The sequence below is a fragment of the Butyrivibrio sp. M55 genome (assembly GCF_900116865.1).
Taxonomy (GTDB): Bacteria; Bacillota; Clostridia; order Lachnospirales; family Lachnospiraceae; genus Butyrivibrio.
Map to the genome: position 1 here is coordinate 40,436 of NZ_FPCD01000007.1, position 22,755 is coordinate 63,190.

Sequence of the window (22,755 nt, forward strand, 5' to 3'; positions counted from 1 at the left end):
TTATATTATGAAAATATTACTATTATTAAATTTGAAAGTCAATTATGCGTGATAATACTATCAAAAAAACAACTATTAAAATTGCATATTTTTTCGGCCTTCTGATCATTTCAATATTTGTGATCAGTAAGTTGTCTAACATCGATAAGGCTGATATGACCGCTAAGATGTCTCCGGCATCGCTTCCTGTCATAACCGTGCAGAGCGGCGACAAAGAGGTTAATCCTCTTCACGGATATCTGTCGGAGGTTAACGCCAACTATGTAAGGGGAACGGTTTGGCCGATAAATGCGGACCGTACCATGTCTTTTAAGATCAATACTTTTGGTCAGAAGATATCAAATGTGGGATTTGAGCTTAGAAATATCGGTAAGGACAACAGACTTATTGCCGATGAGGATCAGACTGAATTCAAAGAGCATGATAATACCATTGATTGTAAGATTCAGCTTGCGCCTGTTGCGGACCTTATTTTGTCCGGAAGAGAGTATATGCTTGTCATAAAGGTTGAGGTCAATAATGCTGTGGCAAAGTACTATACAAGGATTGTCTGGACGGAAGAAGATGAGACTAGATACAACATCGACAACGAGATAGACTTTATAACAGGCTTTTCCGAAGCTACGTTTGACAGGGAAAAAGCAAAAGCTGAATATGCGAAGTACCTTGAGACAGATAAAGATAAAGAGAAGAATGATACTTTTTCCAGAGTTAATCTGCACAGCAGCTTCGATCAGGTAACGTGGGGAACTCTTCTTGATAAGAGTACTGTGGATACCAAGGGCAAGAATAATAACGGTCTGGGAAAAGATAAGGATAAAGAAGAGGAGACGGTTGATGTCAGGATTACCGATCATACCAAACCTCAGATATATGTAAATGATATCCAGAGTGATGTCGGAACTTATAAGCTTCAGTACAGAGTGACCACTCAGGAAGGTGATGACAACAGATTATATAATGTCACGGAAGTTTATAGGGTAAAGTGGACCAAGAAGAGGCCGTTCATTTTGAATTTCGAAAGAAAAATGAACTGCATTTTTGATACGTCTTCTTATTCTGTAGGTAAGAATTCAATTACGCTGGGAATCTGTGAACCGGATTTTGAATTTAAGGAAAGCGGCGGAGTAAGCGAAGGCGGAAGTGTATTTGCATTTGTAAGCGAGAACAGGCTTTTTTCCTATAACAATGTAGATGGCCGTCTTGCGTATATTTTCGGATTTTATGACAAAGAGAATGACGACATAAGAGCCAACTGGGATAACAACAAGGTAAAGATCCTTAATGTGGATGAAGACGGAGATGTGCGTTTTGTTGTTGCCGGCTACATGAACAGAGGTATACATGAAGGAAGAGTCGGTATAGCGGTGTATAACTACAGTGCTTCATTAAATGCTGTGGAAGAGCAGGTATTTATTGAATGCGGACAGGCTGCGGAAATCCTTGAAGATTGCGTGGATACACTTGCTTACGTAAATGACAGCAACACGCTTTATATAATGCTTGATCAGAATATCTATGAGGTTAATCTCGCAGACAGAACTTATAATCTTGTCGTTGAAGATATAGGTGCAGGATCGTATAAGATTTCGGAATCAGAGGGAACCATTGCATGGCAGGGAGATGATCTGACCAGATTTGATGTAATGAATCTTGATACGAAAGTAAAAGAAGAGATAACAGCTGAAAATGGCGAAAAGGTAATCCTTATGGGATTTAGGGGCGAAGATTTTGTCTATGGATTCGTAAGGGCTGAAGATGTAGCTAAGGATCAGCTGGGTAATCCTTTATATCTGATGTATAGAATACAGGTTCATAACATGGCGGCTCTGCAGGAAGGCAGCAAGCCTTTGGATGACAGAGAGGTGCCGAGTGAATACGGCTATGTAACGGGTATTAAGAAAATCGGTAAGCAGATTAATTTCTATTCTGTGAAAAAGAATGAAAACGGCGAATACGAGAGTACTGATGAACTTGGAATGGAGAATGAGTATGTTTTCAATTATACTCAGGAGGACAAAGAGGTCAGAAACAAAGTAACTCAGGTTGCGGTTGATGAGTATGAGAAGATTGTTCAGATCAGTACCAAAAATGAAATAAAGTCTAAGCAGATAAGAGTTCTTACACCTAATCAGATCTTGTTTGAAGAGAGCAGAAACGTTGATGTGGAACTTAAACGAGATGCGGGAAAAAATCCTTTTTATTATGTATATGATATGAAAGGAAAGGCGAAAGTTTACACCGATTCTGCGAAGGCTGTTAAGGATGCTGAGCTTAAATCCGGAGCGGTTGTCGGAGATACCAATAATTATATTTGGAGAAAAGGCGACAGACTTTCATATAACCGTATCGGTTCGCTTACAGAGAAGATAGAGAACTATGAGGGTATTACAACAAAGAATCCCACAGCGGTTTGTATCGATCTTATTTTGTATCACTATGGCGGAAGAAATGTGGATGTCGAATCTTCGCTTGCAAGCGGAAACAGTGTTGAAGACATTTTGAGGTCGCAGTTTACCGATGCAAATATAGTTAAGCTTGACGGATGTGCGCTTGACACAGTTTTATACTACATAAGTAAGGGTCTTCCCGTAATGGCATTTTTGAATAACGATGATGCCGTATTGCTTCTTGGATATGACAATCAGAACATTGATTATCTGGATCCGAGAGCGGGAAGAATTCAAAAGCTTGGCATGACTGATGCGAAGGATTGGTTTGCTAAAAACGGAAATCATTTCATTTCTTATGTACCTAATGAAAAATAAGCAAAGTTTTCTGAAAAAACATACTTAGGACACAGGATTTTCACTTTAGTGTAGCAGAATAGCTTAATATGGCTAGGAAAAAGAAGAAAAAAACAAAACTGACTGCACACTACAAAAAAATCATGGTGTTGCTTTCACTACTTTGCGCGGTTTATTTTTCCGTTTTTCATCCGGAATTATTACCTGATACAAGCGTTACAAGCAGTGTAAGCGCAGAAACTGATTATTCAGGAAACGCCTCTGTAGAGGTAAATGGTAATAAACCTACATTTACCGAGGATGAGATTGTTGATCAATCGTTTGAAAGATATGGTGAACAGGATGCTCTTGGAAGGTGTACAACAGCAGTCGCCTGTGTTGGACAGGATATTATGCCGACCGAGAAGCGCGAATCTATTGCAAGGATTAAGCCTACAGGCTGGAAGCAAAATAAGTATCCGGGAGTTGTAAGATCAAAGCCTCCGTACTTATACAACAGATGTCACCTTATCGGATTTCAGCTGACCGGAGAGAATGACAATGACAAGAACTTCGTGACGGGAACAAGATACTTGAACGTGGATGGGATGCTTCCGTATGAGAATATGGTTGCGTCATATGTAAAGGAGAGTGGTAATCACGTAATGTATCGCGTTACACCTGTATTTGAAGGCGATAACCTTTTATGCAGCGGAGTCAATATCGAGGCACTGTCCGTTGAGGACGGCGGAGCAGGAATATGCTTTAATGTGTTTTGCTATAATGTTCAGCCCGGAGTAGTGCTAAATTACGCCGACGGCAGCAACTGGCTTGAAGAGACTTAAGATAATACTGATCGGATCAGTGTTTTAGAATTATAAAATATATAAAGAAGGAAGATATAATAAAAAAGTTGGAGAATACCTCCAACTTTTTTAATTTATTTTTTATTTCATCTTACTGAGATCAGAATCCAAGACTGTCATTTACAAGGATAACGTGGATTCTCTCTGCATGTCTGGAAAAGCGTGTTACGAGGAACTGGCAACAAATTGTGTCAGGTGATTTGCAGTCCATGCATGAACCAGTTTTGCAGCATGGAGTGTTTAGACCAAAGCGCTGAGCGTTTATAGGTGCTGCGACATTTCTTGCTCTTTTAAGGGCGCTGTCAACGTCCGGGCATACTTTGTTCATGCCAACGATAAATACAACCTTTTTGGGACCCTGAGCGATCGCAGAGACACGGTTTGCATTACCGTCGATGTTGACAAGGACGCCGTCTTCCGTAATTGCATTTGCACTTGATAGAAAGACATCTGCGTCGTAGGCTGCAAGCATTGCTGCGCGTTTGTCTTCATATGCATCTCTGTCGATAAAGTTATAGCTGCCTTCTTTTAAGGCATCTACAAGTCCGATTTCGTGAGCGCTCATTGCGCCGCCCATAGTTACGCTTGAACCTGTGGGGATCAGAACCATGGCGAGTTTAAGAGCTTCTTCTTTGGAAGATGCAAAATATCCGCTCATATTTCTTGATTCAAGACCCTTTATCACTTTCTGTGCAAGCAGGGTATTTCTTTTCGTGATGTTTTCGTTTATTGCCATAGAAACCTCCTTAGTCGAACGATTAAGAAATCATATAGGTAATTATATTACAAAGTATTGCGGGATAGGAATATAAATAATCCGAAGTCATGGTATTATAGGATAGTGGAAAAAGCAGATAGAGTGAGGATATAGATTTGGATAAAAAAGCAGAAGCAGTGATCTTTGATCTTGACGGTACATTAACTGATACGGAGAAGTATTATCAGATTGCGTGGCCAAAGGCGCTTGCGCATTTCGGATATACCATGGAAAAAGAGAAGGCACTTGAACTTAGGTCTCTGGGGAGGCCTTTTGCACCTGCGAAATTTAAGGAGTGGTACGGTGAAGACTTTGACTATATGAAAGTAAGAGAGTACAGAAAAGGTCTTGTCGAAGAGATGATACGCGAGAGCGGAATACCACTTAAGTCCGGGGCAAAAGAGATACTTACCTGGCTTCGTGAAAACGGCATACTTACATGCATTGCCACAGCCAACGATTATGAAAGGACTGAGCGTTATCTTAAAAAGATAGGACTATTTGAATACTTTGATAAGATAATATGTGCAAACATGGTAGAAAAAGGAAAGCCCGCGCCTGATATATATGCATATGCGTGTGAGCAGCTTGGACTTTCACCGGACAGAACATTTGCGGTTGAAGATTCACCAAACGGCGTGATGAGCGCATACCGCGCAGGTTGCAATGTTATTATGATTCCCGATCTGACGCAGCCGGATGAGGAATTGCAGAAGGTACTATATAAGAAGATCGATTCTTTGATCAATATAAAAGAACTGTTTAGTTGAGTGGATTCCATTCAACTAAACAGTTCGTATTTTTTATCAGATTTTTTTCTCTGCTTCAAGTGAAGCCTTAAGCTCGCCGCTGTTGTATCTTTCAATAATGCTGTTGATTCTCTCAACAGGATTGAGAAGATCGCTGATAGAAGCGTCGTGGTTAAGAGTATCGATAAGGTAAGCGATATACTTACTCATATCACAGCTTATGTACCATTCACGAGAGAGAAGCTCAGGTGTCTGATAGATAAGGTTTGTTGTGAAGACTTTATCTATGATACCGTTCTTGTATGCTTCATCAAATACATCGAGTCCGCCTGTGAAAAGACCAAATGTTGAGAAAGCATAGATTCTTGCGGCTTTACGCTCTTTAAGAGCCTTGGCAACATCAAGTAAGCTTTCACCTGATGAGATCATATCGTCGACAATGATAACAGATTTGCCTTCAACACTTGTTCCAAGGAACTCGTGAGAAACGATAGGATTTCTTCCGTTTACAACCTGTGTATAGTCACGACGCTTGTAGAACATTCCCACATCGAGACCGAGCACGCTTGCAAGATAGATTGCACGGCTCATTCCGCCTTCATCAGGGCTTATTACCATCATGTTGTCTGAATCAATCTTGAGATCCCAGACGTTTCTAAGAAGTGCTTTGATAAACTGATATGTTGTTCTAACGGTCTCAAAACCGTTAAGAGGAATAGCATTCTGTACTCTCGGATCGTGAGCATCAAATGTAATGATGTTGTCTACGCCCATGCTTACAAGTTCCTGAAGGGCAATAGCACAGTCCAAAGATTCTCTTGAATTTCTCTTGTGCTGTCTTGATTCATAGAGGAAAGGCATGATAACGGTTATTCTTCTGGCTTTTCCACCGACAGCAGCGATAATTCTCTTAAGATCCTGATAATGATCATCAGGAGACATGTGATTTTCTCTGCCAAACATTGAGTATGTCTGTGAATAGTTACAAACATCTACAAGAAGAAAGAGGTCATCTCCACGAACGGAAGTTTTAATAACACCTTTTGCTTCACCTGTTCCGAATCTCGGTACCTCTGCTTCAAGGATATAAGATGGTCTCTCATAACCTGTAAAGGCCAAGCTTCCTTTGTGTTCGTTTTCTCTTTCGGCTCTCCATTTTACGAGATAGTAATCAACCTTTTCAGCCAAGGTCTTAACACCTTTTAATGGAATGATTCCCAATGATCCAACGGGAATTGTTTCCAGATTACGTTTCTCTTCTTTTTTCGGCATTACTGAAAATCCTCACTTTCTTTTATGGCAATCTTTTTGATTTTCCTGATGTCAGGACCGGAGAGCTTTAGCAGCTTATAGTTGCTGGCAACTCTTGAAAAAATACGGTCCGAATATATAATCTGTACTTCTTCCAAAGACAGATTAGTGTTAATGATTGTTGACTTCTTGCGAAGATCTCGTTCATTTAAGCATGAAAAAAGTTCGGAAGACACGAAACTGTTTGTGCGCTCCGTACCAAGATCATCTATTATAAGAAGTTCACAGTTATAGATATCATCATAGATTCCGCGAAGTTCTTGTTTGTTCTTGTAGTCAAATGAATTTTCTGCCAGAAGTTCAAACAAGCCCGATGAGCTGAAATATATCACTGAGTGACCTTTTTTTAGTAGCTCATTGGCAACACAAGTTGACAGGAATGATTTGCCAACACCCACTGTACCATAAATGAAAAGATTTTGGTAGTCAGAGTTAAAAGAGTTTACAAAAAGTTCAGCGGTCTTTAGCGCACCGCGAAATCTCTGCAGATCGTCGCCCTGATAATATTTTTCATTTACAAGTTTAAAGTTGGCAGTCTTTGCCATCTCTTTGAGATTTGATCTGTCATAGAGTTTTTCAATTATCTTTTGCTTGAAACAGTGACACTTTTCATTACCGATATAACCGGTATCTTTGCAATAAGGGCAGGAGTAGCCCATATCGAGATAGTCATCGGAAAATCCGGATTCGGTAAGAAGTAATTTTTTTTGACGGGCGAGTTCAGCCAGCTGGTGTCTTAACACTGAGCGGTCAAGCCTTTCGCCTGAAAGAAGTCTTTTTCCGAAATCAACGCTTATGGTGGAGGACTTGTCCTCCAGTTCCCTGTATCCGGGGATGGTTTCGTAGACGGAGCGCTTTCGCTCCTCAAGTTCCTGTCTGTGAAGAGAGCGCATCTCCTCATAAGTGTGCATTATTTCATCGAATTGCGCGTTGGTCAATGCCATATGTTCATACCTTTCAAAATGCAAATCGCTACACTATTCGTTTCACTTACATACTTATGCCCTGTACGTGTTTCAGGGAAGGCTTGTGCCGCCACCGAACCAAAGTACAGGGCCGAGTATGTATGTACCCGTATCTGATTCCCCAATCAAATATGAGCATCAGTTGTCCAAAAGCTGCTTCTCAAGCTCGGCAAAATTATATGTATTTTGCTGGAACTGATTAAAGCGGTTCTGGACTCCGCTTGGGCGAATATATGATTCGTCGGAGCGGATTTTGGTATTAATGGATGCCACGGAAGCCTTCGATCTCTTTTTGCGGAGATCTTCAGTGAAGTCAGCATCAAGTCTGGCAATATCCTCCCTTGAAGAAACATTGTTGGCATGCCAGTTTCGAAGAATTGAGTCACAATATTTGAGACGATTCTTCTGTGTCGCCATAACAGTACGGTCGCAGGCTTCCATAATGATATCCATTGAAAAACCCAACTCCCTACGCCACGATTTAATGAAGTTTCCTTCTTTTTCCGTGGGACTATTTTCCATACCGAGTGCCTTCATGATCTCGATTATCTCGTGATCATGTTTGAAATTCTCCACGCGAGCCTGTTTTGGCGTTTTGATGCCTTGCTGAGTCCAGTTTATTGCGACTTTTTCCACATACCTGAAATCAGCCTTATGATTATCGACGCAATATTGCATCAGATAGTCCAAAAGATCATCAGAAAACTTTAGTTCATCCTTTATGTAGAACAGAGTCATAAGCTCTGTCGATGTAAGAGGTCTTTTAAAATACTGTTCTGCAGGAAATACGATATTCGCAGCGGAAGATTGTTTAAAAGCACTGAGTTCAGCGGCAGTATAGTTAGGTTTTGCCTTAATAGTGCTTTCCGGTTTTGGAGCCGGAACAGTTCTCATAACAGACTCGCTCTTGCGTGGAGCAGCCGGTTTCTGAGAAGTAATATCTTCCATATGTATTCCGATAAGTGTATCCGAGTTGTCGTATTCAAGACTGATAAGAGCCTTTTTCTCCCAGTACTTGAGAGCGCGGACTACGTCCTTCTCTGTATGGTTGAATTTATCTGCCAACGCAGAAACGCTTGTAGGCAGATTGGCCTTCATCATGCGCAACAAATAAAGGTAGATCTTTATCTGCGCATCGTTAGCATCCTGCATGTATTCATCTATAAAGATATTTGAAACACTGGTAGAATCCTCCCCCACCTTAGTACTGATAGTTACTCGCCCCATCATCTCTCTAATCACCTGCTTTACTTTTTCATCACATGTAGGATTATAGCATGGTAGTTTTTAATATGATATGGGAAAAGTGACGAAGAGAAGCGGAATTTGAGCGTCTTGCAAAAAGTGGAAATCTTTGTGGATAATGTGGATAACGTGGATTATTATTAAAAAAATCTAAAAAAACAGCCAAACTCTCATAAAGACCGGGAAAATAGGTCTTGTTGAAAAGTCTGACTGTTATCCACGAAGAATGTATTTTATAAATTGAATCAAAAAAGTGGAAAAGTGGAAAAGTATTACTTGCCAAGTAGCTCGTTGCCGATTTTTACTACATCTCCGGCTCCCATGGTTATCAACAAATCTCCTTTAGTGCAATTTTGCAAAAGAAATTTTTCGACTTCTGAAAAGCCATCCAAAGTAGGAAAATACGTGCAATCATGGCCGAGTTCAACAATCTTGTCACAGAGGGTACGTGAGCTGATGCCCAATGTATCTGTCTCTCTTGCAGCATAGATGTCAACAAGTACCACTTTATCGGCAAATGAAAGTGCTTCGGCAAATTCATCAAGAAGTGCCTTGGTTCTTGTATATGTGTGTGGCTGGAATACGCACCAGATCTTATTGTGTGGATAATTCTGCGCTGCAGTGAGCGTAGCTTTTATCTCTGTGGGATGGTGGGCGTAGTCATCAATGATGGTAACGCCGTGTATTTCTCCCTTGTGCTCGAAACGGCGGCTTGTACCTCCGAATAATGAAAGAGCTTTTGTTGCCACATCGGAATCTATTCCGAGAATATTGCTTACCGCGATTGAAGCAAGCGCATTGTACACATTGTGAAGTCCCGGTACCGCGAGCTTAACATCAAGCACTTTTCCGCCGGGGATATGAGCCTTAAATGAAGGATTTCCGTGCTCATCATATTCTATATCAGAAGGATAGTAGTCAAAATCTTCTTTTGAACCGTATGTTATTATTTCACAGCCCAGTCCTTCTGTGATCGCACCAACGTTCTCGATGTCACCGTTTATTACTAGTGTTCCGTCATCGGGAAGAAGATGTGCGAATTTGGTAAAAGAGTTTCTTATATCATCAAGATCCTTGAAGAAATCAAGGTGATCCGCATCTATATTGGAAATAACACTGATCTTAGGGAAGAAGCTGAGGAAACTGTTAGTGTACTCACAAGCTTCGGTAACAAAGAAATCAGATTTTCCTACGCGGATATTTCCGCCTATGTCGCTGAATACGCCACCGATTGAAAGTGTGGGGTCTGTATCTGCTTCAAGAAGAATCTTTGAAAGCATTGAAGTAGTCGTAGTTTTCCCGTGAGTTCCGCTGATCGCGATGGGAATCTTGTACTCCTTCATTATCTGACCGAGAAGCTCGGCTCTTGTCAAAATGGGAATATTTGCTGCTTTTGCAGCCATGAACTCCGGATTGTCGGGATGGATGGCAGCTGTATGTACAACAACGTCAATGGGGCTCGCATCCGTGATATTCTGAGCACACTGACCGTACATAATGTTAACGCCAAGGTCGGAAAGAGCTTTGGTCATCGGAGATTCTTTTGAATCTGAACCCGACACTTTGAATCCTTTCTCTATTAATATATGAGCAAGACCGCTCATTGAGATACCGCCTATCCCCATAAAATATACGTGCGATGGCTTATTGAAATCAATTGTGTACATAAAAAACCCTCATTTCATAGAATGCGTATTATAACGTAATCTATATTGTAACACGATTTTTTACAAAGTCAAAAACAGAAACCTGATTGAGTGAAAATATATTCTATATTTAGAGTATTTATGTTTTTTAAATAATATGTTTATGATATACTCATATATAAGAGGTAACATTTTTTTCTGTAATACAGGACAGTGAGTTTGGTGTATCAAAAACCGGCAGCTATAGCCGGATCCGCAACGAGGTGGAACATGATAAAAAAAGAGATGATCGCCATGCTGCTGGCGGGGGGCCAGGGAAGCAGATTAGGAGTGTTGACAGCAAAGATGGCAAAGCCGGCTGTCTCTTTTGGTGGAAAGTATCGAATCATCGATTTTCCGCTTAGTAACTGTATCAATTCTGGAGTGGACACTGTGGGTGTTCTTACACAGTATCGTCCGCTTAGGCTTAATTCTCACATTGGAATAGGTATACCGTGGGATCTTGATCGAAATTTCGGAGGAGTCACGGTTCTTCCTCCTTATGAAAAAAGCTCCAACAGTGAATGGTATACCGGTACTGCCAATGCTATTTACCAAAACTTTGAGTATATGGAAAATTACAATCCGGATTATGTTTTGATCCTTTCGGGAGATCATATATATAAGATGGATTATGAGACTATGCTTGACTTTCACAAATCAAGCGGAGCGGATGTGACGATCGCGGTTATGCCGGTTCCGATGGAGGAAGCAAGCAGGTTCGGAATAATGATCGCGGATGAAAATAAGAAGATCGTGGATTTCGAGGAAAAACCTGAGCATCCAAGGAGCAATCTTGCTTCAATGGGTATTTACATTTTTTCCTGGGAAGCGCTTAAAGATTCTCTTATTAATAATAAAGATCAGTCGGGACTTGATTTTGGTAAGCATATTATTCCTTATTGCAAGGAACAGGGATTGTCACTATATGCATACGAGTTTGACGGCTATTGGAAAGATGTGGGAACTCTTACATCGTACTGGCAGGCAAACATGGAGCTTATAGACATTGTTCCCGAGTTCAACCTCTATGAGGAATACTGGAAGATATACACTTCCAGCGGGGTTCAACCGCCTCAGTATCTGGGACCCGAAAGCGCCGTTGAGAGAAGTATCATCGGCGAAGGCTGTGAGATTTACGGAAAGGTGTACAGCTCAGTTATCAGCCCCGGAGTTAAGATTGGGAAAGGTACTGTGGTCAGCAATTCAATAATAATGAATGAGACCGTTATCGGTGAAGGTTGCAATATAGAAAAAGGAATTATCGCCGAGAAGGTTACCATAGGAAACAACGTAAGAATCGGAGCTTTTGAGGAAAAAGAAAACGACTCGAAGCCCAATATCTATTGTGAAGGTCTCTGCACTATCGGAGAGAAGTCGGTTATTCCCGACAATGTGACGATTGGAAAGAATACGGTTATCTCGGGTGTGACTGCTGAAAAGGATTACAGTGACGGTAAACTTGACAGCGGCAAGACACTAGATAAGGCAGGTGATTGATATGAGGGCGATTGGCATAATTTTAGCGGGCGGCAGCAGTAGCAGGATGCAGGAATTATCCCAGAAGAGAGCGGTTTGCGCAATGCCTGTGGCAGGTTTTTACAGAAGTATCGATTTTGCCCTGAGCAATATGACAAACTCTCATATTCAGACAGTTGCCGTATTTACTCAGTATAATGCAGGAAGCCTGAATGCTCACTTGAGTTCATCCAAGTGGTGGGACTTTGGTAGAAAGCAGGGCGGCTTGTATGTATTCACCCCGGCGGTAAAAGCATCCGGAAACTTGTGGTACAGGGGAACGGCTGATGCGATTGCGCAGAATCTTGATTTCCTCAGAGCGTGCCATGAACCGTATGTGATCATTACTTCCGGTGATTGCGTTTACAAGATGGACTACGGAAAACTCCTCGAATACCATATCCAGAAACAGGCCGATATAACGGTTGTGTGCAAGGATATGCCGGCGAACACGGATACCGAGAGATTCGGAACCGTGAGGATGAATGAAGAGAGCCGGATAGAGGAGTTCGAAGAAAAACCTGTAATTTCGCGGTCGAATACGATATCCTGCGGAATATATGTGGTCAGACGAAGGCAACTCATTGAACTTATTGAGAAGGCTGATAAAGAAGGGCGATATGATTTTGTGCGTGACATCCTTGTCAGATACAAGGATATGAAGCGCATCTACGGATACAAGATAAAAGAGTACTGGAACAACATCGCTTCCGTTGAAGATTACTTCCGGACAAATATGGATTTCCTGAAAGCGGAGATCAGACAGTATTTCTTTAGAGAATATCCGGGAATCTACACGAAAGTCGTAGACCTTCCACCCGCCAAGTACAACGTCGGAGTAAATGTAAAAAACAGCATTATCTCCAGCGGATGCATCATAAACGGAACAATAGAAGATTCTGTAATATTTAAAGGTGCTTTTATAGGAAACAATTGTTACATTAAGAATGCTATCATCTTAAATGATGTTTACATCGGCGACAATACACATATTGAGAACTGTATCGTTGAAAGTCACGGCACGATTCAGGCGAACTCTTACTACAAGGAAGATGACGGCATTAAAATAGTTATTGAAAATAACGAAAGATACATGATCTAAGTAAACCATTACTGCAGACTTCATGAAATTTATTTGACCAAGAGGGGGTTATATGATGAAGATAACAGACGTCAGAGTAAGAAAAGTTACAAAACAAGGAAAAATGCGTGCAATCGTATCGGTTACATTTGAGAATGAATTTGTTGTTCATGACATCAAGGTAATCGAAGGCGAGAGAGGCTTGTTCATTGCAATGCCCAGCAAGAAGTCTACGGATGGCGAATATCGTGACATCGCACATCCAATCAACTCAGATATGAGAAAGGTTCTTCAGGATACAATCCTGGAAGCTTATGATAAAGCAGCCGCAGAAGACAGCGAGGGGGAAGCGTGACATAACGGCTGAATAGAATATTGAGTAAAAATGAGGCTGCGCCGGAGAATGTGATTCATCCGACGCAGTTTTTTATGTGTGAAAAAACTAATTCATAAATTGAACGAATTGAAGAATAAATAGCGACAAAATATGGTATTATATTTAGCAGAGGTTTATTACAAAAATTAAATAAGGAGCTGGGGAAATACTATGGGAAACGTGATGATTGTCTCGCTACACATTTTTTTGGCTACAGTATGTTTATTGTCTATGTACAAGGCTGCAAGGAGACTTGTTGCTAAGAGAGCCGACAAAGAAGAGCATATTGATGATGTTTATGAATATGCCGGATTCGTAATAGCTGTAATTATGGTACTGATGTATATTGCTCTTATATTTATGGGGGCATACGGAATTACAAGTGCATGCCCGTTGGCGTGTGCGGCAATGTGCGTGAACAATCAGCGTTTAAATAACAGAAATGAAGTTTGAGGTATTTGTATAAAAATTGGCTGCGCCGAAGGAACAAAACTCCGGTGCAGTCTTCTTTTTTCGCTCATAGTTGGACTATAAGCAACTTTCAAAGTATACTTTGAATAGGCTTTATACATTGTAATATCAAGGGAGATGTAGTAGTGTTAGGATTAATAAAGAAATTATTTGCAAAAAAAGAAGAGGATTTTGGCAATATGTTTGTAATAGCGGGACTTGGAAATCCCGAAAAGAAATATTTCGGAACAAGGCACAATGTGGGCTTTGAGACAATAGACGCATTGTCGGATAAATATAATATAGGACTTACAGAGACGAAGTTTAAGGCAGTATACGGAAAAGGAAGAATCGGCGATCAGAAGGTTATTCTCGTAAAGCCCATTACATATATGAATTTGAGTGGAGAAGCGATAAGACCTATATGTGATTATTTCAAGGTAGATTCCAAGTCGGAGCTCATTGTGATATCGGACGACGTTGAACTTGATGTGGGAAATATCAGAGTAAGGCCTAAAGGAAGTGCCGGCGGACACAACGGACTTAAGAATATTATCGCGCAGCTTGGACACGACGAGTTTAGCAGGGTCCGTGTCGGAGTTGGCAAGAAACCAAAGGAATACGATATGGTGAACTGGGTTCTCGGTCATTTCGAGGGCGAGGACGCTGCCGGAATCAAGGACGGAATAGGACGAGCTGTCGATGCGGTATGCGAGATAATGGAGAACGGCGTTGACAGTGCCATGAACAAATTTAACGGTAAAAAATAAATGAGAGCGATAACAACTCCTTTAAACGAATTAAAAGAATTCGAAGAACTGAATAACTATCTTGAGAAGCCCTTTGCCTGTGCGGAAGTGACGGGATGCGTAGACTCCCAGAAACTCCACTTTATAAGCAGTCTTGGGGCTGACTTTAAGTACAGGATAATTGTAACTTACAGTGATCTTAGGGCAAAAGAGATATATGAGGATTACAAGTTTTATGACAAGAATGTCACTGTGTATCCCGCTAAAGACCTTATCTTTTACCAGGCAGATGTGCACAGTAACGAAATTGTAAGACAGAGAATACGCTGCATGAGAAGATTTCTTGAAGGAAGACCCGTTACCGTTGTGACGACATTTGCAGCGCTTATGGCACCTCAGATAAAACCTGAAGTTATAAAAGAAAACATTCTATCCATAGACAGGCACGTTCCGATTGATGAAACCGAGATAGCAAAGCGCCTCGTTACAATGGGATATGTCAGAAACTATCAGGTAGAGGGACCCGGCGAGTTTTCTGTAAGAGGAGACATCGTCGATGTTTTTGACCTTACGGAAGAAAATCCTTTCAGAATAGAGCTTTGGGGAGATGAGATCCAGTCAATAAGAAGCTTTGATATTATGTCGCAGAGATCGCTCGAAAAGCTTGAATCCATCGACATTTACCCGGCATCAGAAATCATCCTTGATGAGAAAAAACTCAGAGAAGGAATGGACAGGGTTAACGAAGATACCGAGAAAGTCTGCAAAGCACTTCGCGCTGAATTTAAGACGGAAGAAGCTCACAGGATAAAAAAACAGACTGAAGAATTAAACGAGCAGCTCTTTGAACTCCACTCAGTAGTCAATCTCGAGAGTTACATCCGTTATTTTTATGACGACACCGTCACTATTCAGGAGATGTTCCCGAAGGGAAAGAGCTGTATCTTTATCGACGAGCCTCAGAGAGTTCAGGAACACGCGATGGCAGTCGAGGCTGAGTTTAAGGAGAGCATGACTCACAGAGCCGAGAAAGGATACGTCCTTCCGGGGCAGATGGATCTTCTGTACTCCATAGATAATTGTATATCAAGAATGGGAAACGGCCGAAGAGTGCTTGTTTCCGCACTTGCCATGCCCAAATCCCAGAATCTCTTTTCACCGGAAAAGAGCTGGGACATTAACGCAAGGAGTGTGGCTCCCTATAATAACAGCTTCGATTCTCTCGTAAGCGATCTTAAAAGTTATGTAAAAAAAGGCTACAGAGTGCTTATTCTCTCGGGTTCCAGAACGAGGGCAAAAAGAATTGTCGAAGACCTCAGGGATAATCTCGTTACTGCGTTCTACAGTGAAGATCCGGGAAGAGTCCTGAGACCCGGCGAGATAATGACTTATTACGGAAGGATTCTCAAGGGCTTTGAGTATCCGGGGATTAAGTTTGCAGTGATCGCGGAGAGCGACATTTTTACCGAGCACACAAGGAAGAAGAGGAAGAAAAAATCTTCATATACCGGTGAAAAGATATCTAACTTTGCGGACCTTAAGATCGGCGATTACGTAGTTCATGAAGAGCATGGACTTGGTATATACAAGGGGATAGAAAAAGTTGAGACTGACAATGTTGTCAGGGATTATATAAAGATCGAATACGGAGACGGCGGAAACCTATACGTTCTTGCAACGGGGCTCGGCGTTATCCAGAAGTATGCTTCGGGTGGCGAAGAAGGTCATGGTCACAAGCCAAAGCTCAACAAGCTTGGTACCTTGGAGTGGACGCATACCAAGAACAAGGTAAAGGCAGCAGTAGAAGAAGTTGCGCAGGATCTTGTCGAACTCTATGCGAAGAGGCAGGAGACAAAGGGCTTTGAGTTCAGTAAGGATACGGTTTGGCAGCAGGAATTTGAAGACGCATTTCCTTTTCAGGAGACGGAAGATCAGCTGAATGCGATAGAAGAGACCAAGCGGGATATGGAATCATCTGTTATTATGGACAGACTCGTTTGCGGCGATGTCGGATTCGGAAAGACTGAGATTGCGATAAGAGCGGCGTTTAAGGCGGTTCAGGACGGAAAGCAGGTTGCGGTTCTTGTTCCCACGACAATCCTTGCCCAGCAGCATTACAATACTTTCAGCGAGAGAATGAGGAACTTCCCTGTAAGAGTCGACCTGATGTCCAGATTCAGGACGGCAAAAGAGCAGGCGAAGACCGTTACCGACCTTAAGAAAGGACTCGTTGATATCGTTATCGGAACGCACAGACTTCTTTCAAAAGATGTTCAGTACAAAGATCTTGGACTCCTTATCGTAGACGAGGAGCAGCGTTTTGGTGTTACACACAAGGAAAAGATAAAGACGATAAAAGAGAGCGTCGACGTTCTGACGCTTACTGCGACGCCTATTCCGCGAACGCTTCACATGTCGCTTGTCGGAATAAGAGAGATGTCTGTCCTTGAAGAAGCACCTAACGACAGACTTCCAATCCAAACTTATGTTATGGAATATAACGACGAGCTTGTGCGAGAAGCGATAGTCAGGGAACTTGGAAGGGGCGGCCAGGTTTACTATGTTTACAACAGAGTAAATAACATAGCAGATGTTGCGGCTAGAATCCAGAAACTTGTGCCCGAAGCGAACGTTGCTTTTGCACACGGACAGATGAAAGAGTCCGAGCTTGAGAGAATCATGTACGATTTTATCGACGGAACTATCGACGTTCTCGTTTCGACTACTATTATTGAGACAGGCCTTGATATTTCTAATGTAAATACGATGATCATCCATGACTCAGACAAAATGGGACTTTCCCAGCTCTATCAGCTCAGGGGAAGAGTGGGACGATCGAATCGCACGGCTTACGCTTTCCTCATGTACAAGAGAGATAAGGTGTTGAAAGAGGTTGCGGAAAAGAGACTTTCTGCGATCAGAGAATTTACCGACCTCGGAAGCGGCTTTAAGATTGCCATGCGTGATCTTGAGATAAGAGGTGCGGGAAGCCTTTTGGGTAAAAAACAAAGCGGCCACATGCAGTCTGTCGGCTACGACCTTTACTGCAAGATGCTTGAAGAAGCTGTTCGCCACAAGAAGAATCCGGGCGAAAAAGATACAAGGGAAGACATTAACACTGTTATTGACCTTGATGTCAGCGCATATATTCCCGACAGCTATATCCTTAACGAAGAGCAGAAGCTTGAGATATATAAGAGAATTGCGAGCATAGAAACTCAGACAGAGAGCGATGATATGAAAGATGAGCTTGTCGACAGATTTGGAGAAGTTCCAAAGACAGCGCTGAACCTTCTTAGAATTTCGCTTATACGTACCGCTGCTCACAAGCTCTTTGTACCGGAAATAAAGGGCGGTGACGGCAAAATAGAGATTAAGGTTACTCCAAATGCCAAGATAAAAGGTGATAAGATTCCTGAGCTTCTTGCAAGATACGAGGGCAAGATGAGTTTTCATGCTGCCGGAAACCCGGTGTTTATCTACAAGTACAAGAAGGATAAGAACAGCGAGAAGGCAGAGGATATGCTGCTGAAGGATACGGAAGATATATTGGCGGCGATGGAAGAACTACTATAAAGCAGAACCGGGTGTTTGACTAATGAAGAATACAGACTTGATAGCAAAGATCAATAAGATAAGTATTCCACTGATGTTCACTTCTGTTACGAGTTTAGTGATGGGAATGATCGATCAAATATTTGTAGGACATATCTCCATAGAGAGTTTTGCTGGAGTTGGATTGGTTGTTTCGGTGCTTAATTGTATAGTTGGTGTACTTGGCGTTCTGTCTGTTGGACTGGTAATACAATTTTTTGATTCTAACGAATCGGAACGCGACGAATTAATTGCCAATTATTATGTGATCAGTTTAATGATCGGATTCCTTTTTATGCTGATAATAGGAGCGTTCTCTAATCCGATTTTGAAAATTGGTTTTGGTCTGAGAGATAAAACTCTTTATGAAGGTGCCGGGTATCTTAAAATATATAGCGTCAGTTTTTTGCTGAACATGCAGATATTCGTATGCAATACGGTATTTAAAATTCAAAAGACGACAAGTTACATATTTTTTGCATCGCTTGCAGGCAACGTGGTTAATATCATATTGGATTATCTTCTGATATTTGGAAAACAAGGCTTCCCTAAACTTGGCACAACCGGTGCGGCGATAAGTACAGTGATTGCGCTTATGGTGACACTGTTATTTGAAATGACAGTTATATTAAAAAGACGATACATCTGCAAAATGAATTGTGTCAGTCCGGAAAAGATGCGAGATATTATCAAATATAATATTCCGTTGATTGCTCAGGAACTCTTGGAAGGCGTTGTGCTCGTATTTTTGACAAATATGATCGTGGGACGCATGGGGGCGGTTACGCTAGCTATTTTCAATATTTCTCAGCAACTGATCAATATTGTTTTAATGCCTGCCTACGGGTATTCATCGGCTATCAATGTTCTTATCAATGATGATGAATATACTAGAAAAGATGTTGCGAAAACAGTGATCGAAGTAGGAACATTCGCGTATTTTTTATTGGCATTAATTGTTTACGTCAACAGATATTCGATTTTAGGCTTTTTCGGAGAAGATTACAGGGGAATAGACAGTGCCTCGACAATCATTTTGGTTTCAATAATTATTCAGGGAATAAATTATATTTTTGTGCTTTTTAGAGCGATGCTTCAAAGTATGGGAGAAGCAGAATGGATACTGAAAATAACGTGCCTGATTAATATTATTGTCTCATTATGTATGATCTTTTTTGCCAAAAATCTTATTTCCCTGTATGTACTGTTGGGAATGAATTATTTTGCTATAAGTGTGTCATCGGCAAGACGGATTAAAAGAAGTCTTCATAATGAAATATAGCATGGTATTTTATTATGAAAAAACGATATCCACGATGCTGTATGATATAATTGAAACGGTGACAATGTATTTATAAACGATAATCGGATTGAGAGGAGACTATTGACATGCTTCCTTCTTTTTTACATTTAACAGATCGTGTTTTTATAGCGGAGATAGTGATTATCTTTAGCGCATTATATTTGGAGAGAAATATTTGTACAAAAGTAGGGGGTGACGGAATTAGCGTTCCTTCGGGAAGAAAGAATATGGTCAAGTGGATGTATGCACAGGCAATCGGACCTAAAATTATGATAAAAACCGGAATAAGTGTGATTATTCTTACGGTTTTATTTGATGTTTGCGCGTTACATTTCAAGGCTCTTCAGAATATAGTTTCGTTTATGCCTTGGATAGTTTTGTTATATATTTTGGGAAGCTTATTTGTCATAGATAATAAAGTAGCCGCTTTTTCACCTGAATGGCTTTCAAAAGATAAAGAGAAAGAAAAAAATTGGGTAGATACAGCTGCTGAATTTGCAAGGAAAAGGCAGTATAAGGAGCTGTATGAATTTGCGACGTCAACAAAATGAATAATCTAGATTTTGCAAGATTTTAGATGCTAATATTAAGAGGAGTTTCAAATGATGAAGCTCCTTTTTTGTGGTATACTGAGATACAAAGTTTTTACTTAATGTTTAAGGAGACAAAAGTTATGATTAACGAGACATATAAATCAATGCTTGGCGCAAAGTCAGTAATTAGAGAACTTTCGGAGTACGCTACTGCGAGGGGAAAAGAAATCGGATACGAGAATGTTTTTGATTTCAGCCTTGGTAACCCTTCGGTTGCGGTTCCTCAGGAATTTACAGACGAGATGATAAGACTTCTTCAGACGGAAGATACCATGACACTTCACGGATATACTCCAAGTCTCGGTAATCCTTTGTATAAAGAAAAGATTGCGCAGTCTTTGAATAAAAGATTTGGAATGAACTACGGGCCTGAGCACATCTTCCCTACAACAGGGGCAGCAGGTGCAATCTCACATGCGATCAGAGCAATCACAAAGCCCGGGGACAAGGCACTTGCATTTGCACCTTATTTCCCTGAGTACAATCCATACATAACAGGTGCGGGAGTTGAACTTGAAGTTGTTCCCGCAGACACTGAGACTTTCCAGATCAACTTTGATAAATTTGAAGAGATGTTTACAGCTGATGTTGCGGCTGTACTTGTAAACACACCTAATAACCCTTCGGGTGTTGCATATTCAACAGAGACACTTACAAGACTTGCTGAGATTCTTACAGCTAAGTCAAAAGAGTTCGGACATACGGTATATCTTTTGTCCGACGAACCATACAGAGAGATCGTATTCAAAGGCGCTGACGCTCCTTATGTTTCTAAATTCTACGATCACACTTTGAGCTGCTACTCATTCTCAAAATCTCTTTCTCTTCCGGGAGAAAGAATCGGATACGTTGCGGTTAATCCTAAGTGCGACGGCGCAGAATTTATCGTTCCCATGTGCGGACAGATCTCAAGAGGCACAGGACACAACTGTCCTCCTTCAATCATCCAGCAGGCTGTTGCAAAGGTGTGCGACATGACTGCAGATCTTTCCGTTTATGAGACAAACATGAATATCATCTATGATACATTGGTTGAACTTGGATTTACGGTTGTAAAACCCGGCGGAACTTTCTATATAATGCCTAAGGCACTTGAAGAAGACTCTGTTGAATTCTGTAAAAAAGCTAAAGAGTACGATCTTATCTTCGTACCTACAGACGGTTTTGGGGCACCGGGCTTTTTCAGAATGGCTTATTGCATAGAGACAGAAAAAGTTGAGAGAGCAATGGAGAGACTTCGTAAGTTCGTAAACGAAGTGTATAAGAAATAAGTTTTGACTATATGGAGGAGGTGCCATGAAAAAAAGAGGCTACGGGAAGACAATATTATTGTTTATTATTTCGATTATATATACGGTGCTTGTGACTTTTGTTGACAAGCAGGCTATTGGTCCGGAGGGCACCAGTGTTGGCTTTTCCGCGATCAACAAGGTGGTTCTCGACCTTATCTCTTACAATCCCATGTGGGATAAGATAACCGACCTGATGCTGATGATCGCTATTCTTACAGCGGTATATTTTGCGGCAACGGGGTTCCTTCAGCTTGTAAAAGAAAAAAGAACTCTTGCCGAGATTGATAAAGATATCCTGATCATGGGATTTTTGTATGTGATACTTGTTATCATGTATGTACTTTTTGATAAAGTTCCTTTCAATTACAGACCGGTTCTTTTACCTGACGAAGTTGAACTTGAGGCGTCTTTCCCGTCAACACATGTGCTTATGATCTGCACAATCATGGGAACAGCTATCGCTGCATGGAGAGAAAGATTTTATGATGACGAAAATCTTGTGACAGTTCTTAAAGTCTTCGCCTGTGCGGTAATGTTCATAGGTGTTGTCGGAAGAGTGTTGGCAGGTGTGCATTGGTTCAGTGACATATGCGCGGGATTGCTTTTTTCAGCCACTTTGATATCGGCATATGAAGCTACACTAGATAAATTGGGATGATATAAAGGGTAATTATCTGTCGATGCTTTGACAATGCAGTTTATTGGTGGTAAACTTTATTTCGTAATCACTTTATTGTTTTAACGAGTTCCATAAATCATTTGCGATTTTGAGGAGGATAACGAAAAATGGCAGAGATTAAGAAGGCGGAAGCAGTTGTAAAACCTGTTGCAACTATCAAGAACCCTACTTTTATTACAGAAGTTAAAACACCGGAAGTAAAGACTACAACTGCCGAGACAAAGAAAGCACCGGCAAAGAAGGCTACTGCTAAGAAGACTACAACCAAGAAAGCAACAGCCAAGAAGACAACTACCAAGAAAGCTACTAGTACAGCTAAGAAGGCAACAGCTACAAAGACTGCTGCAAAGAAAACTACTACAAAGAAGGCTACTGCTAAGAAAACAACTGCAAAGAAGACTACAACAAGAAAAGCAGCTACAAAGCCTAATGTAATGATCGAGATTCAGTATTCATACAAGCACATCTCGAACGAAGAGCTTGTTCAGAAATCTTTGGATAACTATCAGTACGACCTTAAGGGTGATCCTTCAAAGGTTAAGAAACTCAGCATCTACGTTAAGCCCCAGGAAGATAAGGCTTACTATGTAGTTGATGACAAGATTTCAGGTGACATCGATATCTGATGAGAAGTGTAGATAGTTTATAGGAAAAAGATTGAGAGGCAATGATCGGAAAAATCCGGTTGTTGCTTCTTTTTTGATGCTGATCGTAAATTGTAAATCGAAATGCGACCATTTCGATTACTGTACCTTTCATTGTAATTGATAATGCATATATGGGGAGAGGTTGCGTCTCCCATTACAGGAACCTGAT

At 41.1% G+C, this 22,755-nt stretch carries 19 protein-coding genes; 14 read left to right on the forward strand and 5 right to left on the reverse strand.

Annotation, left to right across the window (positions count from 1 at the left end):
* Positions 1–44: 44 nt before the first annotated feature.
* Together BM398_RS09515 and BM398_RS09520 are read left to right on the forward strand one after the other, a co-directional pair.
* Positions 45–2,768 (forward strand): hypothetical protein, encoded by a 2,724-nt coding sequence (locus BM398_RS09515; RefSeq protein ID WP_092337465.1) that lies wholly within the window; start codon positions 45–47, stop codon positions 2,766–2,768.
* Between the two features lie 68 nt (positions 2,769–2,836).
* A complete protein-coding gene (locus tag BM398_RS09520) occupies positions 2,837–3,571 on the forward strand; it encodes a DNA/RNA non-specific endonuclease (RefSeq protein ID WP_330390574.1) in 735 nt (244 codons plus the stop codon).
* Positions 3,572–3,692: 121 nt separating this feature from the next.
* On the opposite strand, the gene BM398_RS09525 is transcribed toward BM398_RS09520, so the two are convergent.
* Complete coding sequence (locus BM398_RS09525; protein ID WP_092337529.1) at positions 3,693–4,322, reverse strand: lactate utilization protein; 630 nt, start codon at positions 4,320–4,322, stop codon at positions 3,693–3,695.
* Positions 4,323–4,465: 143 nt separating this feature from the next.
* Here BM398_RS09525 and BM398_RS09530 point away from each other — a divergent pair, with 143 nt between their 5' ends.
* Positions 4,466–5,119 (forward strand): HAD family hydrolase, encoded by a 654-nt coding sequence (locus BM398_RS09530; protein WP_092337466.1) that lies wholly within the window; start codon positions 4,466–4,468, stop codon positions 5,117–5,119.
* Between the two features lie 36 nt (positions 5,120–5,155).
* On the opposite strand, the gene BM398_RS09535 is transcribed toward BM398_RS09530, so the two are convergent.
* The 4 genes from BM398_RS09535 to murC all read right to left on the reverse strand — a co-directional run bounded on the left by BM398_RS09535 (position 5,156) and on the right by murC (position 10,286).
* A complete protein-coding gene (locus tag BM398_RS09535) occupies positions 5,156–6,370 on the reverse strand; it encodes a ribose-phosphate pyrophosphokinase (protein ID WP_026656540.1) in 1,215 nt (404 codons plus the stop codon).
* Positions 6,370–7,353, reverse strand: coding sequence for an ATP-binding protein (locus BM398_RS09540; RefSeq protein WP_026656541.1), 984 nt, complete (start codon positions 7,351–7,353; stop codon positions 6,370–6,372). Before BM398_RS09540 ends, BM398_RS09535 begins: the two co-directional genes overlap by 1 nt.
* Positions 7,354–7,512: 159 nt before the next feature.
* Positions 7,513–8,604 carry a DnaD domain protein gene (locus tag BM398_RS09545; RefSeq protein WP_242949798.1) on the reverse strand — a complete coding sequence of 364 codons (1,092 nt, stop codon included), beginning with the start codon at positions 8,602–8,604 and terminating at the stop codon, positions 7,513–7,515.
* Positions 8,605–8,891: 287 nt separating this feature from the next.
* The gene (murC, locus tag BM398_RS09550) at positions 8,892–10,286 is read right to left on the reverse strand and encodes a UDP-N-acetylmuramate--L-alanine ligase (protein ID WP_092337467.1); all 1,395 of its coding nucleotides are present in this window, start codon (positions 10,284–10,286) and stop codon (positions 8,892–8,894) included.
* Between the two features lie 249 nt (positions 10,287–10,535).
* On the opposite strand from murC, the gene BM398_RS09555 reads away from it, so the two are divergent.
* From BM398_RS09555 to BM398_RS17145, 11 genes are all read left to right on the forward strand, one after another.
* Positions 10,536–11,804 carry a glucose-1-phosphate adenylyltransferase gene (locus BM398_RS09555; protein ID WP_026656544.1) on the forward strand — a complete coding sequence of 423 codons (1,269 nt, stop codon included), beginning with the start codon at positions 10,536–10,538 and terminating at the stop codon, positions 11,802–11,804.
* A 1-nt stretch (position 11,805) separates the two neighbouring features.
* Positions 11,806–12,924 carry a glucose-1-phosphate adenylyltransferase subunit GlgD gene (gene glgD / locus BM398_RS09560; RefSeq protein ID WP_026656545.1) on the forward strand — a complete coding sequence of 373 codons (1,119 nt, stop codon included), beginning with the start codon at positions 11,806–11,808 and terminating at the stop codon, positions 12,922–12,924.
* A gap of 55 nt (positions 12,925–12,979) precedes the next feature.
* The gene (gene spoVG, locus BM398_RS09565) at positions 12,980–13,258 is read left to right on the forward strand and encodes a septation regulator SpoVG (RefSeq protein ID WP_026514385.1); all 279 of its coding nucleotides are present in this window, start codon (positions 12,980–12,982) and stop codon (positions 13,256–13,258) included.
* A 192-nt stretch (positions 13,259–13,450) separates the two neighbouring features.
* The gene (locus tag BM398_RS09570) at positions 13,451–13,732 is read left to right on the forward strand and encodes a hypothetical protein (protein ID WP_092337468.1); all 282 of its coding nucleotides are present in this window, start codon (positions 13,451–13,453) and stop codon (positions 13,730–13,732) included.
* Positions 13,733–13,929: 197 nt separating this feature from the next.
* Positions 13,930–14,499, forward strand: a complete 570-nt coding sequence (pth, locus tag BM398_RS09575) for an aminoacyl-tRNA hydrolase (protein WP_092337531.1) — start codon at positions 13,930–13,932, stop codon at positions 14,497–14,499.
* Positions 14,500–18,054: a transcription-repair coupling factor gene (gene mfd, locus BM398_RS09580; protein ID WP_092337469.1), complete on the forward strand. Its 3,555-nt coding sequence runs from the start codon at positions 14,500–14,502 to the stop codon at positions 18,052–18,054. It abuts the gene before it with no gap.
* Between the two features lie 22 nt (positions 18,055–18,076).
* Complete coding sequence (locus BM398_RS09585) at positions 18,077–19,354, forward strand: MATE family efflux transporter (RefSeq protein WP_092337470.1); 1,278 nt, start codon at positions 18,077–18,079, stop codon at positions 19,352–19,354.
* A gap of 248 nt (positions 19,355–19,602) precedes the next feature.
* On the forward strand, positions 19,603–19,926 hold the full coding sequence (locus BM398_RS09590) for a hypothetical protein (protein WP_139233808.1): 324 nt from the start codon (positions 19,603–19,605) through the stop codon (positions 19,924–19,926).
* 122 nt (positions 19,927–20,048) lie between these two features.
* Positions 20,049–21,239 carry a pyridoxal phosphate-dependent aminotransferase gene (locus BM398_RS09595; RefSeq protein WP_092337472.1) on the forward strand — a complete coding sequence of 397 codons (1,191 nt, stop codon included), beginning with the start codon at positions 20,049–20,051 and terminating at the stop codon, positions 21,237–21,239.
* A 25-nt stretch (positions 21,240–21,264) separates the two neighbouring features.
* Positions 21,265–21,918, forward strand: coding sequence for a phosphatase PAP2 family protein (locus BM398_RS09600; RefSeq protein ID WP_051199178.1), 654 nt, complete (start codon positions 21,265–21,267; stop codon positions 21,916–21,918).
* Positions 21,919–22,046: 128 nt separating this feature from the next.
* A complete protein-coding gene (locus tag BM398_RS17145; protein WP_175531905.1) occupies positions 22,047–22,565 on the forward strand; it encodes a DUF6465 family protein in 519 nt (172 codons plus the stop codon).
* Positions 22,566–22,755 lie beyond the last annotated feature (190 nt).